This is a genomic window from Bradyrhizobium sp. (assembly GCF_017881085.1).
In the GTDB taxonomy this organism is placed as follows: domain Bacteria; phylum Pseudomonadota; class Alphaproteobacteria; order Rhizobiales; family Xanthobacteraceae; genus Bradyrhizobium.
The window spans coordinates 1-2,922 of record NZ_JADGRI010000472.1; the positions used below are offsets into that span (position 1 = coordinate 1).

A 2,922-nucleotide genomic window follows, 5' to 3' on the forward strand; every position below is an offset into this window, starting at 1 on the left:
TGGCGATGGCGATGGGCCATGTGATCCTGAAGGAATTCCACGTCGATCGTCAGACCAAATATTTCAACGATTACGCGCGCCAGTATACGGATATGCCATTTCTGGTGCGTCTGGTGAAATCCGGGGGACGGCTCGTGCCCGAGCGGTTCGTGCGCGCCTCGGATTTCGCCACTTCGCTCGACGAGGCCAACAATCCCGAGTGGAAAACGGTGGCCTATGACGAGGCGACCGGCGAGATCGTGGTGCCGAACGGCTCCGTCGGTTTCCGCTGGGGCGAGAAGGGCAAATGGAATCTCGAAGAGCGGGATTCCAGGAGCCGCGAAACGAAACTTCGGCTTTCGCTCGCCGATGTCAAAGACGAACTCGCCGACGTCGGATTCCCGTATTTCGGCAATCGCGAGCACGACCATTTCAAGGGCACCGACCATCCGGACGTTCTCATGCGCAAGGTGCCGGCCAAGCGCATCGCGCTCAGGGATGGCGAGGCGCTGGTGGCGTCCGTCTATGATCTCTTCGTCGCCAATTACGGCGTCGACCGCGGCTTTGGCGACGAACATCTCGGCAAGAGCTACGACGACGTCGAGCCCTATACGCCGGCCTGGGCGGAAAAGATCAGCGGCGTGCCGCGCGACCAGATCATCACGGTGGCGCGCGAATTCGCGCTCAATGCCGAGAAGACCGGCGGCCGTTCCATGGTCATCGTCGGCGCCGGGTTGAACCACTGGTACCACATGGACATGAACTACCGCGGCATCATCAACATGCTGGTGATGTGCGGCTGCGTCGGACAATCCGGCGGCGGCTGGTCGCATTATGTCGGTCAGGAAAAACTGCGGCCGCAGTCCGGCTGGACGCCGCTGGCCTTCGGCCTCGACTGGGGACGTCCGCCTCGGCAGATGAATTCGACCTCGGCGTTTTATGCCCACACCGATCAGTGGCGCTATGAGACGCTCGACATCAAGGAAATCCTGTCGCCGACGGCGCCGGCCGGCCCGTGGGATGGCGCACTGATCGACTACAACGCGCGCGCCGAGCGGATGGGCTGGTTGCCTTCCGCGCCGCAGCTGCAATCCAATCCTCTCGAAGTTTCCAAACGTGCCGCCGCGGCCGGTCTGGAGCCGAAGGACTATGTCGCAAAAGCCCTGAAGTCTGGCGACCTGAAGCTATCCTGCGACGATCCCGACAATCCCCAGAACTGGCCGCGCAACCTGTTCGTCTGGCGCTCAAATCTCCTGGGCGCGTCCGGCAAAGGTCACGAATATTTCCTGAAACATCTGCTCGGCACCAAGCACGGCGTGATGGGCAAGGACCTCGGCGAGGACGGCAAGAAGAAGCCGATGGAGGTCAAGTGGCACGACCGGGCGCCGGAAGGAAAGCTCGACTTGCTGGTCACGCTCGACTTCCGGATGTCGACGACCTGCATGTATTCCGACATCGTGCTGCCGACCGCGACCTGGTACGAAAAGAACGACCTCAACACCTCCGACATGCATCCGTTCATCCATCCGCTGTCGGCGGCGATCGATCCGGTCTGGGAATCGCGCAGCGACTGGGACATTTACAAGGGCATCGCGGAAGCCTTCTCGAAGGTTTCACCGGAGGTGCTTGGGGTGGAAAAGGATGTTGTTCTCACCCCGATCATGCACGACAGCCCCGGCGAGATCGCCCAGCCCTTCGACGTCAAGGACTGGAAGAAGGGCGAGATCGATCCGATCCCCGGCAAGACCATGCCGGCGGTCACCGTGGTCGAGCGCGACTATCCGAACCTCTACAAGCGCTTCACTTCGCTTGGGCCGCTGATGAACAAGCTCGGCAATGGCGGCAAGGGCATGAGCTGGAACACCGACCATGAAGTCGATCTGCTCAAGAAGCTCAACGGCACCGTGCTCGAGGAGGGCGCCAGCAAAGGGCTGGCCCGTATCGACACCGCAATCGACGCCTGCGAGGTCATCCTCAGCCTCGCGCCGGAAACCAACGGCGAAGTCGCGGTCAAGGCCTGGGCCTCGCTCGAAGGCTTCACGGGGCGGAGCCACACCCATCTGGCGATCCCCAAGGAAGACGAGAAGATCCGCTTCCGCGATATCGTGGCGCAGCCGCGCAAGATCATCTCCTCGCCGATCTGGTCGGGATTGGAATCGGAGAAGGTCTGCTACAATGCCTGCTATACCAACGTCCACGAACTGATCCCGTGGCGAACGCTGACCGGCCGTCAGCAGCTCTATCAGGATCATCTGTGGATGCGCGCCTTCGGCGAGGGCTTCTGCGTCTACCGGCCGCCGATCGACACCAAGACGATCAAGCCGGTGATCGATCGCAAGCCGAACGGCAATGCCTCGGTGGTGCTGAACTTCATCACGCCGCACCAGAAATGGGGCATCCATTCCACCTATACCGACAATCTTCTGATGCTGACGCTGTCGCGTGGCGGGCCGTGCGTCTGGATCAGCGAGACCGACGCCAAGGGCGCCGGCATCGTCGACAACGACTGGGTCGAGGCCTTCAACACCAACGGCGCGCTGGTGGCGCGCGCGGTGGTCTCCCAGCGTGTCAAGCAGGGCATGTGCATGATGTATCATGCACAGGAGAAGATCGTGAACGTGCCGGGCTCCGAGCAGACCGGCCAGCGCGGCGGTATTCACAACTCCGTCACCCGGGTCGTGCTCAAGCCGACGCACATGATCGGCGGTTACGCGCAGCAATCCTACGGCTTCAATTATTACGGCACGGTTGGCTCCAACCGCGACGAATTCGTCATCATTCGCAAGATGTCGAAGATTGATTGGCTCGATACCCCTACCGCCGATCAGCCCGGCACCCCCCGCCTGGAGGCCGCAGAATGAAAATCCGCGCTCAAATCGCAATGGTGCTGAACCTCGACAAGTGCATCGGGTGTCACACCTGCAGCGTCACCTGCAAGAACGT

The 2,922-nt window shown here is 61.5% G+C and carries 2 protein-coding genes; both read left to right on the forward strand.

Translation table 11 applies throughout. From position 1 onward, the window contains the following. The coding region (locus QZ213_RS26790) for a nitrate reductase subunit alpha (RefSeq protein ID WP_291689065.1) at window positions 1-2,840 on the forward strand (2,840 nt) is incomplete at its 5' end. Then, window positions 2,837-2,922 (forward strand): 4Fe-4S binding protein (locus QZ213_RS26795; RefSeq protein WP_291689066.1); only part of this gene is annotated, 86 nt, incomplete at its 3' end. The genes QZ213_RS26790 and QZ213_RS26795, both read left to right, overlap by 4 nt.